This window comes from Pantoea sp. EKM103V (assembly GCF_011800365.1).
Classification (GTDB): Bacteria; Pseudomonadota; Gammaproteobacteria; order Enterobacterales; family Enterobacteriaceae; genus Pantoea; species Pantoea anthophila.
The window spans coordinates 32,727-46,958 of sequence record NZ_JAALFQ010000004.1 but is presented as its reverse complement, the minus strand read 5'-3'; the positions used below and the strand labels follow the sequence as shown (position 1 = coordinate 46,958).

The following is a 14,232-nucleotide window of genomic DNA, read 5'->3' as shown; positions in this document are numbered from 1 at the left end:
TTTCCGCATCCCTTCAGTGCCGAAGTGGCGAAATCGGTAGACGCAGTTGATTCAAAATCAACCATCGAAAGGTGTGCCGGTTCGAGTCCGGCCTTCGGCACCATTAGTACTTCCAAGACCATCCGAGAAAGTCCAGTTATCCCTTTAGAATCAATGCTTGCAACGGTTCTAGCGTCCCGGGGTGTCCGAGATAGTCCGTTGAAATCCGGATGTCATTGAGGGCATAATTGGCGGCATATTAACTTCGATTAGAAATGTGCCCCAAATAAAGCTCAACGCCAAAAAGGTCGAATCCGCAAAGCCAAAAGACAAAACCTACAAAATGGCCGATGGTGGCGGTTTGTATCTCGAAGTTTCGGCCAAGGGTTCCAAATACTGACGCATGAAATACAGACGCCCCCCTGACAAAAAAGAGGATCGCCTCGCTTTTAGTGTTTGGCCTACAGTGACGCTTGCTCAGGCGAGATCAAAGCGTGACGAAGCTAAAAAGCTCTTGGTGCAGGGTATAGATGCGAAAGCTGAGCAGAAAGAAGCTCAGGCCGAGAATTCGGAGTCATATACTTTCGAAACTATTGCTCATGAATGGCATGCCAATAACAAGCGCTGGAGTGAAGACCATCGATCGCGCGTTATTCGCTATCTTGAGCTTTATATTTTTCCTCATATCGGTTCGTCCGACATTCGTCAGCTCAAAACAAGCAATCTGTTAGCCCCGATTAAAAAAGTTGATGTCAGTGGTAAGCATGACGTTGCGCAGCGTCTTCAGCAGCGTGTCACGGCCATTATGCGTTATGCCGTACAAAATGATTACATCGACTCTAATCCGGCGAGTGACATGGCTGGGGCGCTATCGACAACTAAAGCGCGGCACTATCCTGCTTTACCTACCAGCAGATTCCCAGAGTTCTTGCACGTCTTGCTGCATATCGTGGCCGTGTAATGACGCGGATTGCGGTCGAGCTTTCCTTACTAACTTTTGTGCGTTCTAGTGAGTTACGTTTCGCGCGTTGGGATGAATTCGACTGCGATAAATCTTTGTGGCGTATACCGGCAAAACGAGAACAAATTAAAGGAGTGCGTTACTCATATCGTGGCATGAAGATGAAAGAGGAGCATATCGTTCCTCTCAGTCGGCAGGCGATACTATTGTTAGAGCAGCTCAAGCAAATCAGTGGTGATGAAGAGCTTTTGTTTCCGGCGGATCACGATGCAACTAAGGTCATGAGTGAAAACACGGTGAATAGTGCTTTGCGTGCGATGGGATATGACACAAAAACGGAGGTCTGTGGGCATGGATTCAGGACGATGGCGCGTGGTGCGCTCGGTGAGTCAGGGTTATGGAGCGATGATGCGATAGAACGGCAGTGAAGCCATTCAGAGCGCAATAATGTACGTGCGGCTTATATTCATACATCAGAGCATTTAGATGAGCGGAGATTGATGGTTCAGTGGTGGGCTGACTTTCTCGATATCAATCGCCAAAAAGCCGTGTCTCCATATGATTATGCAAAGCGTAACTAACCAACTTTGCCACTTAATGGCAATAACTAAATGATATATAATGGTATTTTACCTTTCTATGATTGGGTTTTATCATCAATAACTGTTTGACAAATATATTTTTTTGAATCATATTAATTGTAATATTTATATGATTTTTAATAAATCCCTTTATTCATGGTGATTTGTTTCTTTTGGTGTGAAATAAATGAATTATCAAGCTATAAGTAAGATTTTTAGCCGAAATGTTGTTCTAGAAATTGCTAAAAAAAATCGATGTGAACTATTTCGTGATATAATTATGGATAACTGCCCCTCTTACAAAACAGAAGGGAAATCCATTTATAAGATATATGATGAAATGTATGGTTTACTGAAAAAAAAGTATAGAAATGAGTACATTTATAAAAATGAAATAGCAAAAAATATAATTAGGAAAACTCACAAGTTTAAAAATGTAAGTTACGTTAATGAGTTTAAGGTCAATGGATGTATCGCCGATGTAGCGATTTTTAATGATACGTCTACCGCCTATGAAATTAAAACTGAGCTGGACTCATTCGATAGGCTTGACGAGCAACTGTCTGTATATAAAGACGTTTTTGAATTTGTATATGTCGTTATACCTCAAAGTAAAATAAACCATGCATTAAAGGTCGCGCATGATAATACTGGTATTATTACTTTAAACGAAAAAAATATCCTGAATTATGAAAGGTCAGCGATTTCAAATAAGAATTTTCTATCTAAAGAAAAGATGTTTAATTGTTTAAAACCTTCTGAATATATTGTTCTTTATGAAAAGGTTACAAGAAGTAAACCATTTGGAAGGCCTGCCGATGTTAAAGAAATGTGCAGGGATGTTTTTGTTGAGTTAAGTATAGATAGTGCGCAAATGGAAATGCTAAATATATTAAAAGCAAGGGGGCTTGAGAGATTTGAAAAGGATCACTTCCTTTTCCTTCCTCAATCTTTACTAGCTACACTTTTGAATCTGCGATTAAATCAGAAAAGCTTAATGACACTTAGGGAAAACATGGTAGAAACTATATGTTAATTGATAAGGAATCACAGCATGTACTATTCTTATTTAAGAGCAAAGCAATATGAGTTGTTAGCTGTTAGGTCATGTTTGCAAAAAATAGCACAGAAAAACATGGCCGTTATTTTAGAACCGGTTAGGGAAAACAACCGAGACTTATATAGTTGTCTGCGGGATGCTAAAAGTCATAATGCAAGAGTGATTTTAATAGTAAATCCTAAATGTGGCGAGTTAGAAGGGAATGAAAGGCTAGTAGAGGAATTAGTTGAAGGTGCGATTGAATCTTACCCCCAAGTTGAGCTAGGATTTATAGTAGATGATACTACCAGTTTCACGCAGATAAGATCTTTTTTCAGTGTCTATCAGCAGCAAAAAAAATCCATTATTCACAAGGGGAGTTACGCGAATGCCCAGCAACTCCTTAATATTGAAAATTCTGATGCCTTATTTAAAAGTAACATATTCATTGATGGGAAGTGCAGCGTAAGTTACGTGTCGAGTTTTAATCCCACAGATAAAGTTCTGATTCGGGATGGGCTAAATCGCACACAGACAAATGCGGGTTATGCCAATAATATTATTGAGTTTTTCTCAGGCTTGTATTTAAATTACAGGAGTATGGGTTTTCAAGGTTTTGGTGACTTTTCAATTGTTGGCGATCATTTCGCAGAGGGTGGGGGGCAAGCGATCACTGCTGTGATACATTTGACGTATCAAGATACCGAAGAAACAGAAATTTTAATTCATCATTTCCTGTCAGATCATAGAGTTGTTGCCGAAGATGTTGCCATTTTAATCGATGAGGCACTTGAGAAGTTGGATGCTTTTGTTACCAATCAAAGGCCTGATATTCTAAATTGGTCAACGGCTTGCCAAGAGTTGATTTCAATTTACAATACCCCGGGTGAGAAAACAAATTTGGCGTATATCAAAAAGATGACAATAAAACATCATTTTGAATTAATGCACGACATATTATGATATTAACGAGAGGTGCGTATTGCACCTCTTTTTATTTTTGCAATTTTATTAATGTGTTTTAAGTTGAGAGCAAGTGGGGGCTATCTTAAAAGCTTCACCTTAAATGGTATCTTCGTAAGCTGAGCACAGCTTAGCTTTAACATCTGTACAAGCCTCAACAGGAAGAAGTTTTGATGTAAAGCATTTTATTTTACCTTTTAGGGCATTGGGTATAAAACACCAATGAATTTTAACATGAGCTCCACTTTTAACCCATTGCGCGCGCTCGTAACCCCGCCACGCCTGCGCACTTCATGTAGCAGTTTTCATGTACCTGCATGAGTGGCTCCGGGCCGCGCCGCCGCTGGCCTTTGCTGCCGCTTTTGGGTGCCTGAGACTCATGCGTATTCATGCAGCATAGACATGCACTCGCGCAGAAGACGCAAAAAAGCCCGGCAGGTGCCGGGCTGTGGGGTTATTTCTTGCCGGAGAATAGCCTGCGCTTACGCCGGTCCTGCCAGGCTCCCCGAACGGGCATCAAGGCGATTACCGGCGGCGATGCGGTGTCCGTTGACCCCAATTACCGCGACGCCTACTCAACCCACATCCCGGCGGTAATTCTGGCCGTGAACAACAACCCGATGCGCTTCACCGACCGCAGCGGGGGCGTGTCGCGCCGCCGGGCTATACTGCACTTCGCGGAAATCATCCCGGCAAACGAGCGCCACCCGCAGCTGAAGGAGAAGATACAGGCGGAGCTGGCCGTCATCGTGCGCCAGCTGATGCAGCGCTTCAGCAACCCGCAGGACGCCCGCGCGCTGCTTCAGCAGCAGCAGAACTCCGGCGAGGCCATGCGCATCAAGCGCGACGCCGACCCGATGGTGGACTTCTGCGGCTACCTGTTTGCCACCGCCGAGCCGAACGGCCTGCACATGGGTAATGCCAGCATCCGGCCCCTGCAGCCCCGTCGCTACCTCTATCACGCCTATCTGGCGTACATGGAGGCTAACGGCTACTGCAACCCGCTCAGCATGAAGACCTTCAGCTAGGCGCTGGAGAGCATCCTGCGCGAGTACGGGAAAAGCTACCTGAAGCGGCGCACGAAACTCGGTATGCAGACCAACCTCGGGCTGACGGATGAAAACAGCGCCGACTGGCTGCCGAAGTGCGACGATCCGAACGCAGCATGACAACCTGAACCGGCGAAAGCCGGTTTTTTGACGTCCATCCTTCACCCGTGGTGAAGGATATGCATCACCCTTCACCCATTCATCACCAGTTAACTGTCTGATATAAATGAATAAAAATCAAAGGTGAACAGTGTGAAGGATTATTCATAAAATCTTTTTTATGGGGAATCACGACATCATATTGAGCCGTTATTAACCAACGTCGATTCTGGACGAACATCAATTCGACAGATATGGTATTCAGACAGCTACAAGCGAGGTGCGAAATGGATACAGTTGAAGAGCTAGGTGGAACGTATTTTTACAAAGGAATGTTCAATCTCACCGCTGGAGAGCTTTTTTTCTTCGTGTTTCTGGATGAGGCTAAAAAACAGCTTGGTGTCGAGGATATAGCTACTTTGGCACTTATAATTTTAGGACAACCAACTCAAACGACGCGGGGAAAACCGGCTGGGGCCACTAAGGGGACGTCGATCTTGAGTGCAAATCTCCGCATTTGGTTGAACATAAGAGTGAACCGCTGGCCAACTCTTACAACTGAAAGTATCAAACGACTTAAATTTAGTTACGTTAATAATCTGGGGGCGTTTGCTGGACGCTGGATACCAATACTTGGGATTGGCTTTATATTAAATGACGTGACACAAATCGCATGGAAAGCAACCCATACCTATAACCTGATTGCAAAGAATGGTGACAAGCTATGGTAAAGGACACGATAGAAAGCGCTATTTTTGAGTGGTACGACAATAATTATAATTCTAAACCCCTTTTCTCAAGAGATAAGCCTGAATTAACGCTCGAAACCAGCCTCTCAACAGGTAAGTATCCTTGGGCCAGAGAGACTGGTGATGAAATAATGAATGACTATTTCCAAAGATTTAACGTTGATACTAGCGAATTTGACTTTCTTGCATACTGGCCTTACGAAAAAGGCTTTCTGCCCAATTTCTTAAGGTCTAAGTCGCAAAGAGTCCCTGATGTTGAACCAAAGCCCCTTACGATTTTTATGCTTGTTGAGTCGGCAAAAGCTGGACGATGGCTTTTCAACTGATCAGTTTAAGTGCACCCAGCTCCATCAGAAAGGCATAGAGCGTGGTTAGGTTCCGTCTTTCGGAACCTAACCAATGGGTTTGATAGTTTTCCACACGACCAGTTTTTATCCGTATTGAGAACCCTGCTAGTTGAAATCGCTAAAAAAATCAGGGGGCACAAATGGAGGCACTTTTGGTTTTTAATTTCAAAATAAACCATTAAAACAAATGCTCAAATTATTATTTGAGTCCGGCCTTCGCGCCAGTAATTTAAAGTATATATATCAATAAGATATCTAACTATGTCTGACTTTTATAAATGTACAGATTGCTTCTCTATTTTCGCGTTTAAAAGCTGCTGTAGCTGATAGTGGTAAATGGGATGTGAACTCATTGCGGCGTGTAGTTACAAGCTTCAAGCACGTACAGTTTCTTAACTCGAATCACTATGACATTACCACCGTCTCTAAACCTTCCCAACACAGTTTCATCACAAGTATCTAAGCCCGATGTCCAGCCATTTAACAGCCAAACAGGCCTATGATGGTAACGTACCTGCACACTGTATGCAGGCTCCGCCAGCGCTTCAGCCATGCTCCCGTAAGGGTATACGGTTACCCTGATTAAGTGTTTTCACTCTGGACAAATGATGAAGCTGCTACGCTCTGTTTGTTAGTGGTACCAGCAAAGGGCTTTATGGCTGTTTTTACCAAAATAAGTCCAATTTAACTTATGTAATGATAATATTTTATAAATTAGAAAAATGCGTCATTCGAGCATTTTATTACCTGTTTCTGAACTTTGGTTATGGTTTTTTTATCATAAAAACAGTATGTTAAAAAAAGATAACAATGGAGGTGACTATGGCTTTGAATAGAATTGCTTACGCATATTATGACCCGAAATGGGATCGGACAAGACATCCCATAGCTGTTTTAGTCCGTACTGAAATTGAACCTTTAGATTATCTTGTTGAAATGAAAGGACACCTGCACTGTCCTTCATGCTACGAACCTCTTACTCGTGTTCCAAATGATCCTGCAATAGCTGTAATGGCAAATGGAAGAGAGGCTTTATTTAGGCATTTTCCTGATGAAGATGCTCCTTATTGCCGCTTGCGAAGCAGTCAATTGGCTGGCAAAAAATATAGTTCTGAAGAAGAGGCGCGACAGGCGGTCGAGGACCAAGACTTAGTTATAATCAGTGGCTTTATGCAAGAAAGGCCAAAAAATAACCCGCGAGTTGATTTCGACGGTGAACAGGAGCCATTACAAACCGAATTTGAAAGTGAAGATGGTCCTGAAGTTGCGGTTCCCGTCTCAAGGCATGAAGGCGAAACTTTCAGACTTCCTAGCAAGATAACGAGCGTTCAATCTCTTTGTACAAACTTCAGGCACAACTATCACAGAGAAATTCATATAGTTGTTGAAGAAAATGTGTATAGGTATGTTTTGGATAGCGATTTAAAAGATGCTGCGGAAATAAATGATGTAGATGAAGAGCCTAAATTCTATTTTGGAGAAATAGTTCGCTTTAGGCATTATGATTTAACCTCGCATATCTTCTTGAGACATCCATATTTACAAGGTAACGTGGATTTTAGAATCTCTGCAGATAAAGGCGATTTAGAAGCAAGGGGAATCAAAGAGGAAAATGCTTTAAGACGTATACTTATATTCTTTGGCAAGGTTGAAAAAGTAGGTGCCGGTTATTGGTCTCCTAATAAAAAGTGGGGTGAGATAGCCTTATTACCTAAGAAGTATGAGGACTTCCTTAGGGCAAATTATACTAAAAAATAATATACATCATTGATGCTATGCTGCTTTGCTTGCTCATTGTAATAAAAGAGTATTTACTCCTTTGCGATGCAACAAGGAATAGTGATGCCAATTATTTGTAAGCTATGTATTCAGGCCAGAGAATTACAAAGTCACAAGTCATTGCAAGAATTAAATTCAAACGATTGAAGCTACACAGCGAGCTTATAACAGGCCAGCAATGCGCTGTTAACGTAATCAATTCTGGCTAAAGCATTACGTCGTGAACTTACCGCCTTGTGGCGTGTAGAAAATCAGGAATTAATCAGCGGTGAAAAAAGCGCTGCTGCATTACTGGAAAAAAATTCAAAGCCGAACGTGCAGACAGTGCAGGTAAAAAAGCCTCACATAAAAAATCCTGATTCTTATTTTCTTGCACCTCTTGCTGGTGCGTTTCTTATTATTTCCTGCTAAAAAAATTTAAGCTTTTATATCAAAATGATTTTATAAGTAGCTTATCTCAAGCTGTTTAAGCTGGACTTTTATTCTCTTTCCTGATGATATATACAGGCATTTAGCGCGGTGCGGATGTGCTGCAACACACCCGCGCCGCTAATCACAATCACTATTGAAAAGGAATAGTAATCATGACTGACGCCCATTCTATTGCACAACTCTCTGAACCAGAAGTCTCCCCGGCAAATAACCGTCAATTAACGGTTGGCTACGCGAGTCGCTATCCGGATTACAGCCGGATTCCCGCCATCACCATGAAAGGGCAATGGCTGGAAGCAGCCGGTTTTGCCACAGGCACAGCCGTAGAAGTAAAGGTAATGGAAGGTTGTATTGTGCTCACCGCGCTACAGGAGAACGAACTAATGCAGTCTCTGCGCCAGGTGTGCAAACTGTCGGCGCGGAAACAAAAGCAGGTGCAGGAGTTTATTCAGGTTATATCTGGTAAACAGAAAGTCGTCTGAATAAGAAGCCGCTCCCGATATCGCATCGGGAGCGGTTAACTATTAGGACGCAATCACTTCCACCAGCCATCCGTTGCCCAGATCTCTTCGCTGTTGACCAAATTTATTTCCTTACAGGCCAGTGCCATATTACCTGCCTGAAAAAATTCATCACTGGCTTAGAAATTATTCCGCTTTGATACAAAGTTAACGCGCCAGCAGTAAGTTTCTTAATCGAAATGCCTTGTATCCCCGGTCATTTGTCCCAACAACTGATGACCTTGCTCTGATACGCGATAACGTGGTCTCGATGAGCTTTCGTTATGAACAGCATCGACCATACCCTCATTCATCAGGTTGGTTACTATATTAGCAACATTGCTAAACCCTGGAATCCCCCTTGTAGCAAGAGTGCGATCCAGTATCATCCATGTCCAGTCTATGTCTTTTTCTGCCATGACTTTTAATACATTAAGTTCGGTATTCGTTATCTTCATTTCAGTGCATCCGGGTGGAATAAATCACCGTCTTTAAGTTTAAAATCTTCCAGCGTTGCCGTATGGGCATTGTTCCACATATCATAACCTGCAACACCGTCTGGTTCACCTGCTTCCCATCCCAGATTACAGTAACGCTGATATTCCCGACATTCATGAGTGTAGTAGTTTAAATCTACTTGCTCAGGGGGCATTTCTCCTTTTGCGATGTTTTTCAGCCTGCCTATCATTACGTCATTTGCCGGGTCGTGGTCGAAACGAGATATATGTTTCTCAACGGTTGCGATCCCTTCATGAGTTATATTAACGCCATCCGTTGTCAGGTTTTCAATCGGCCCTCCAGCTTTTTCAGGATCAAAATCTCTTCCTGAGGCTGCTCCTCTGGCCCCAAAATGCTCAAGTTCCTCTATTTCAGGAAAACGCATTCTTCCCATTGTCAGCCCGGCGGCAAGAGATGCACCTGCAATCAGCAGGCCTTTGTTATCCATTACCTGATTGTAACCCGCTGGCGCATCCCCGCCGAGTTGCTCTGCTGTCTTCCTGAATCCATCTATGTTGCCGTTATAAACGCCTCCCGCGGCCAAAAGCCTGCCCGCTGATTTGCTGTTGATGGTTTTTGCTGCTTGAGCATGTTGCACGGGCGCTGACGAGTGAACGTAGTACACCGGGCGTTTTAGTTGCTTTGATATGAGATAGCTGAGGTGGGAGTGAAGGAACAAGGGCAGATCATTTCTAAGGTTGCCGGAGGGGGTCAGCACACCCGCTAAGGCATTGCCGCTCATGTTTGTTTTCAGCAGAACAACCTTTCCGGATTTGATGTCGTCCCGTGTATCACGGTATGACATCCAGGGGCGTTGCCAGTGAAACTGGTGATACCGGCTGACAAAATGGCTGTAGCCCTGAGGTAAATTCCATTCCTGGATGTTCCGGTTTGGCAGGGTGGTATCCGCTAGATCTCGTGCCGCATAGTCCGGGTGGATTATATGGGGAATGTCCTCAAGATAGATATTGTCCAGTGACTTTGCCTGATAGTGATGAAGCATAATGTCCCTTTAGCGCCATCGTCGCGCATCGATTTTAAACTGACCGATGTTGAACAAAATTTAAGCCTACCCCTTAGCCTAAGAAAGGGGAAGTTTTGGGTGATCGCTAAGCGACACAAAACTGATTTCATTGAGATTCAGCAAGCATTACTCTCTACACCACAAGTAAAATTACCTAACGGGCTAATGTCTTATGGAACAATTGAGGTGGTTTTAAATGGAAGCAAAACGTGTCCCGGCAGGGTTTAGAATCCTTATCGCAGTGTCCTTGTTTGTCATTACTTTTCTTATTGCAAGGCCGTCAGATCTCTCGACAGAAGAAGAGCAGCAGTTTTGGACAGCGTCAGCAAAGCTATTCAATCAACGTGATATCGAGGGATCCGTGGGGATTGCATTGTTAGTGATCTGTACAATAGTAACGGTAGTCGGTTACCGGGTAATAGTAAGGATTGTTGAGAAGAAAATTAATGCTAAGGAATGACTTGTGTAGTGATTAGTAGGTCAAAGATGAAAATAGCATCCTTTTTATTGACGCTATTTCAATTTTTTTGCGGGTTAGATACAACGGTCAATTAATAATGTTGCTTTGTAAAAAATTAAGCTTTCTGCTTTTCGGGGCTGCCTGAATGATGAGATGTGGTGCACTCGCTACTATCACCGCACTTACTTTTGGCGGCTTGTTACTCTGGCTCGTAGCTTCAGGCTCTGATAAAACGACAGTTTACACGGAAAAGGATTTCTTCAGCTATCACACGCTCACGCACAAAGAGATCGAAAACGCCCCGCGAATAACGGACAACTACTATTTTGAGGCGCACCCCGGAGACGGCTATTCTCCTTCAAATAGCATCATATTCAAAGGCGCTACAGATACTGCATCGCTCCACGCTTATCTCGAAAAGCTGGGATACGTGAAGCAAAAGCGCACTCTGGGGGAGAAGGAAATATGGGCAAAGCCCGATCAGCTTGATGGTGATCTGTTCTATCTTTATTTTAACCCTACAACCCACGAGATTGAGCTGACCAGGGTTCTGAATAATTGAGACGTCTGAATGGAAAATCGTTGTGGCGATGCCGGCCTCTGCCGCTGGTCATCGCGCTGCTGCTCACAGGATGCGCCCGCTCTGATGCGCTGTGGACGGTCACGCATGACCTCTGCATGAATAACTACCACTACCGTCGCGATCCGGCACCCTGCCAGCAAATCTATCTGCCGCAGGACAACACTCAGGGCTACAGCATCATCCAGAATCCCCGCCACAGGCTGCACTTTATTCTGGTGCCGACGGTGGCGATGTCAGGCATCGAGAGCATTGCGCTATCTCGCCCCGGGCGTCCCGATTATTTCGGCTACGCCTGGTTAATGCGTTATCGTCTGATGGCGGCCTATGGTGCTACCGTGCCTGAAGATCGGCTCGGCATGGCGCTCAATTCCGCTTATGGCCGCAGCCAGAATCAACTACATATTCATCTGACCTGCCTGCGGGAGGATGTCTATCGTCAGCTTCAGGCCGAGCGCCCCTTTATTCATGATGACTGGCGACCCTTACCCGATCGTTTGCTGAATCACACCTACTATGCCCGTCGCGTTATGCAGCCGACGGCGATGGGGATCTATCCTGTCTCCTCCGTGGCACGCCATTTCCATCTCTCCCCGCCGCAGCTGGCGGAGTCTGGCGTGGCGCTCATCCCGACGACGTTCTCGGGAGAAAAAGGGTTTATCCTGCTAACGACCCGGCGCGGCTGGGATAAGGGCAATCGGGCTTCTGTTGAGTCGCTACTGGATAAACGCTGCGCTATTCTTTCAGCGCCGCCCGCTGACATTTCAGCCGCAGAGTAACGAAACCTCATCCCAGCCATCCACCACACAACCCCTTACCGGTACAGTGCCGCTTTCCCCACCGAACTGAACAGCGCCATCTTCGCCGCGACGACTTCACCCGCCGCCTGCATCGGTTTTACAAACAGCGCATTGGGTTCGTGTCCGCCCTGTTTCAGCTCCTGCTCCAGCGCCACAAAAAACGCCTTCTTCATGTCGCTGGAGATGTTGATCTTACCGACGCCATAACGAATCGACTCCGCCACCTCGCTGTCTTTATTACCCGAACCGCCATGCAGCACCAGCGGGATATCCACCACCTTCCGGATCTGCTGCAGACGCTCGATATCCAGCTTCGGCTGCTTGCCTTTAGGGTAGAGGCCGTGCGAGGTGCCGATAGCGACTGCCAGCGTGTCGGTGCCGGTCTCGCGCACAAAGGTCTCCGCCTGCTGCGGATCGGTATAGAGAATCTCATTACTGCCGCCTTCGCCGCTGCCTTCTGCCACCCCGATGGTGCCGAGTTCCGCTTCCACGGAGACATTCACTGCGTGGGCGATCTCCACAATCTTCTTCGTCAGCGCAATGTTCTGCTCAAAAGGGTGCGAGGAGGCATCCATCATCACCGAGGTAAAACCGGCGTAAATCGCTTTCATCACCTCTTCGAGCGTGCGGCCATGGTCCAGATGGATCACCACCGGCACCCGCGCCTGAATCGCCAGCGTCCGCAGATAGCCGATGAACTCCGGGCCGGTAAACGCCATCTCATCAGGGTGGATCTCCAGAATCAGCGGTGAATCCAGTCGCTCGGCCGTCTCAACCGCGACGCGTCCAAACTCAGCGCTGGCGATGTTAAACGCACCCACGCCAAACTGATGCTGCCGGGCAACTCTGAGCAGGTCTTTCATGTTGTAAAGCATAGGTTTTATCCTTGTTTTGCAGGAAGAGAGATATCTTTTTTCAGGAACAACAGGATCAGCGCCGTCAGCAGACTGCCTGCGGCAATCGCAAACAGATAACCCATGACGTTGCTGATCACGTTAGGAATGAAGATGACGAAGATGCCGCCATGCGGAGCGCGGGACGCGCAGCCCAGCATCATCGACAGCGCGCCCGCTAAGCCGGAGCCCGCGACAATCGCCGGGATGACGCGCAGCGGATCGGCGACCGCGTACGGGATGGCGCCTTCGGTAATGAAGGAGAGGCCGAGGATATAGGTTACCTTGCCGGTTTCCCGCTCCTGCTCGGTAAACTTGCGGCGGAAGAGGGTAGTCGCCAGTGCGATGCCCAGCGGCGGCACCATGCCCGCCGCCATACAGGCGGCAATCGGGCCATAAATGCCGCTCGACATCAGGCCAATCGCAAACATACAGACGGTTTTGTTCAGCGGGCCGCCCATATCAAAAGCCACCATCATGCCGAACAGCAGGCCCAGAATGGCCGCATTGGTGTTACCCAGCGAACTGAGGAAGGCGGTCAGCCAGCCGAGCAGCATCTTGATCGGCTCACCAATCAGCAGCACCATCAGTGCGCCGGTCAGCAGCACGCTCAGCAGCGGCACGATTAAAATGGGCTTCAGCCCGGCGACCGCTTTGGGCAGGTGGATATGGTTGTTGATGAGCAGCGTGATGTAGCCCGCCAGGAAGCCGGCAATCAGCGCACCGAGAAAGCCGGAGCCGGTGTGGATCGCCATCATCCCGCCCACGGCCCCCGCCACGATGCCCGCTTTACCGCTGATCGACTGGCTGATGCCCAGCGCAAGAATCGGCAGCATCAGGGCAAAGGCGGAGCCGCCGCCGATGTCAGAAAGCATCTTCGCTATCGGGCTGAAATGTGCGTCCCCTGGTGTGGCCGCCGTAATCCCGAAGGAAAAACTCAGCGCGATCAGAATGCCGCCCGCCACCACAAACGGGATCATCAGGTTCACACCGGTGATGAGGTGGACATAAATCTCCGACGCCCAGGAGCGGGAAGCCGACGCTTCTCTGACCGCAGAAGCCGGTTCAGCAGCGCCGGTCAGTGACGCAGATTCGACCAGCTTCGGTGCCAGCTCGCCATTCACGATGGCGCTTAACAGACCTTCCGCATCTTTCGCCGCTCGGGTCACGGGCACTTCAATCACGTTTTTATGCTGAAAGCGTGCCATCTCGACTTTTTTATCTGCGGCAATCAACACCACATCAGCCTGATGAATATCGTCTTCGCTGAGAATATATTCGCTTTCTATAGCACCCTGGGTTTCCACTAATACATTCAGCCCCAGTTTTTTCGCCGCTTTTTTTAAATTACTTTCGGCAAGGTAGGTGTGGGCAACACCTGTAGGACAGGCGGTAATGGCAATAATGTTCATAAACGTTCTCCGGTAAAAGGAAACGATTTTATTTTTATCTTTTTAACGACTGATGGATGGCGACTGTCTGAAAACCTCCTTAATGTT

The 14,232-nt window shown here is 46.5% G+C and carries 13 protein-coding genes, 1 tRNA gene and 3 pseudogenes; 13 read left to right on the top strand and 4 right to left on the bottom strand.

What is annotated here, in order from left to right; genetic code table 11:
- Positions 1 to 18 precede the first annotated feature (18 nt).
- From HFD97_RS11045 to symE, 10 genes and pseudogenes are all read left to right on the top strand, one after another.
- Positions 19 to 103: transfer RNA gene (locus HFD97_RS11045), tRNA-Leu, on the top strand.
- A gap of 162 nt (positions 104 to 265) precedes the next feature.
- A pseudogene (locus tag HFD97_RS22370) lies at positions 266 to 1,521 on the top strand (tyrosine-type recombinase/integrase).
- 187 nt (positions 1,522 to 1,708) lie between these two features.
- Positions 1,709 to 2,557, top strand: coding sequence for a sce7726 family protein (locus HFD97_RS11030; RefSeq protein WP_167431972.1), 849 nt, complete (start codon positions 1,709 to 1,711; stop codon positions 2,555 to 2,557).
- Positions 2,558 to 2,575: 18 nt separating this feature from the next.
- Positions 2,576 to 3,523 (top strand): sce7725 family protein, encoded by a 948-nt coding sequence (locus HFD97_RS11025; protein ID WP_167431973.1) that lies wholly within the window; start codon positions 2,576 to 2,578, stop codon positions 3,521 to 3,523.
- A 512-nt stretch (positions 3,524 to 4,035) separates the two neighbouring features.
- Positions 4,036 to 4,692 (top strand): annotated as a pseudogene (locus tag HFD97_RS11020) (primase-like DNA-binding domain-containing protein); the annotation flags it as partial.
- A 266-nt stretch (positions 4,693 to 4,958) separates the two neighbouring features.
- A complete protein-coding gene (locus HFD97_RS11015) occupies positions 4,959 to 5,402 on the top strand; it encodes an STM2901 family protein (RefSeq protein WP_167431974.1) in 444 nt (147 codons plus the stop codon).
- Positions 5,396 to 5,746, top strand: coding sequence for a DUF1493 family protein (locus HFD97_RS11010; RefSeq protein ID WP_167431975.1), 351 nt, complete (start codon positions 5,396 to 5,398; stop codon positions 5,744 to 5,746). Before HFD97_RS11015 ends, HFD97_RS11010 begins: the two co-directional genes overlap by 7 nt.
- A gap of 843 nt (positions 5,747 to 6,589) precedes the next feature.
- Complete coding sequence (locus HFD97_RS11005; RefSeq protein WP_167431976.1) at positions 6,590 to 7,525, top strand: hypothetical protein; 936 nt, start codon at positions 6,590 to 6,592, stop codon at positions 7,523 to 7,525.
- Positions 7,526 to 7,741: 216 nt separating this feature from the next.
- Positions 7,742 to 7,905 (top strand): annotated as a pseudogene (locus tag HFD97_RS22365) (type I restriction endonuclease subunit R); the annotation flags it as partial.
- Positions 7,906 to 8,130: 225 nt separating this feature from the next.
- Positions 8,131 to 8,460 carry an endoribonuclease SymE gene (gene symE / locus HFD97_RS11000; protein WP_167431977.1) on the top strand — a complete coding sequence of 110 codons (330 nt, stop codon included), beginning with the start codon at positions 8,131 to 8,133 and terminating at the stop codon, positions 8,458 to 8,460.
- Positions 8,461 to 8,669: 209 nt separating this feature from the next.
- Here symE and HFD97_RS10995 read toward each other — a convergent pair whose 3' ends face one another.
- Together HFD97_RS10995 and HFD97_RS10990 are read right to left on the bottom strand one after the other, a co-directional pair.
- On the bottom strand, positions 8,670 to 8,936 hold the full coding sequence (locus HFD97_RS10995) for a MarR family transcriptional regulator (RefSeq protein WP_167431978.1): 267 nt from the start codon (positions 8,934 to 8,936) through the stop codon (positions 8,670 to 8,672).
- Entirely contained in the window at positions 8,933 to 9,979 is a 1,047-nt protein-coding gene (locus HFD97_RS10990; protein ID WP_167431979.1) for a hypothetical protein, read from the bottom strand. Before HFD97_RS10990 ends, HFD97_RS10995 begins: the two co-directional genes overlap by 4 nt.
- Positions 9,980 to 10,196: 217 nt before the next feature.
- On the opposite strand from HFD97_RS10990, the gene HFD97_RS10985 reads away from it, so the two are divergent.
- From HFD97_RS10985 to HFD97_RS10975, 3 genes are all read left to right on the top strand, one after another.
- Positions 10,197 to 10,460, top strand: a complete 264-nt coding sequence (locus HFD97_RS10985) for a hypothetical protein (RefSeq protein WP_167431980.1) — start codon at positions 10,197 to 10,199, stop codon at positions 10,458 to 10,460.
- A 145-nt stretch (positions 10,461 to 10,605) separates the two neighbouring features.
- A complete protein-coding gene (locus tag HFD97_RS10980; protein WP_167431981.1) occupies positions 10,606 to 11,022 on the top strand; it encodes a hypothetical protein in 417 nt (138 codons plus the stop codon).
- Positions 11,023 to 11,042: 20 nt separating this feature from the next.
- Positions 11,043 to 11,819, top strand: a complete 777-nt coding sequence (locus HFD97_RS10975; RefSeq protein ID WP_167431982.1) for a CDP-diacylglycerol diphosphatase — start codon at positions 11,043 to 11,045, stop codon at positions 11,817 to 11,819.
- A gap of 35 nt (positions 11,820 to 11,854) precedes the next feature.
- Here HFD97_RS10975 and HFD97_RS10970 read toward each other — a convergent pair whose 3' ends face one another.
- Both HFD97_RS10970 and HFD97_RS10965 read right to left on the bottom strand, forming a co-directional pair.
- Positions 11,855 to 12,715, bottom strand: coding sequence for a ketose-bisphosphate aldolase (locus HFD97_RS10970; RefSeq protein ID WP_167431983.1), 861 nt, complete (start codon positions 12,713 to 12,715; stop codon positions 11,855 to 11,857).
- A 5-nt stretch (positions 12,716 to 12,720) separates the two neighbouring features.
- A complete protein-coding gene (locus HFD97_RS10965; RefSeq protein ID WP_167431984.1) occupies positions 12,721 to 14,145 on the bottom strand; it encodes a PTS fructose transporter subunit IIC in 1,425 nt (474 codons plus the stop codon).
- Positions 14,146 to 14,232: the final 87 nt, after the last annotated feature.